Origin of the sequence: Nocardia lijiangensis NBRC 108240, assembly GCF_001613045.1 — a bacterium.
GTDB lineage: Bacteria > Actinomycetota > Actinomycetes > Mycobacteriales > Mycobacteriaceae > Nocardia > Nocardia lijiangensis.
In genome coordinates, this window is the sequence record NZ_BDBP01000228.1 from 1 (window position 1) to 547 (window position 547).

1 pseudogene is annotated in these 547 nt (G+C 77.5%); it reads right to left on the bottom strand.

From position 1 onward, the window contains the following. Positions 1–547: pseudogene (locus NL1_RS38475) on the bottom strand (endonuclease); the annotation flags it as partial.

Sequence of the window (547 nt, forward strand, 5' to 3'; positions counted from 1 at the left end):
GAGCCAGCGTCACCGCGGCCTCGGCGTGCGCCACCTCGGCGGCGGCCGCCTCGCGCGCCTGCACCGCCCGCTCGGCCAGCCGTTCCGCCCTGGCCCGCTCGGCGCCCGCGGAATCCATGAGCACCAACGCCTTACGCACCGCGCGCACGTCGGCGTCGCGCTCCTCGGCGCGTGCACGCACGGTCGCGGTGAGCTGATCGCCGCGCGCATCGTCGGCCAGCGCGGTCCAGGCGATTCCCGCCTCCTCGGCGGCGGCGCGCAACTCGTCCTCGCCGCGGGACAGCGCGGCGGCGGCGTGCAGCACCGCGGCGCGCCCCCGCTCGGCCTCCTCGGCGCGCTGGTCCAGGGTCTGGCGGGCCTTGAGCGCCTTGTCGCGGTGCACCGCCGCCGAGGTTTCCAGCCTGCGCACCGCGTCGGCCAGATCATCGAGCTGCTGTTTGCCCTCGTAGGCGCTGGAGCGCTGCAGGGTCTCGCGGTCGGTGAGGGCCTGCTCGTAGGCGCGGTCGGCGTCGTCGGCCCGGGCCTCCGCGGCGGTGCGTCCGGCGTC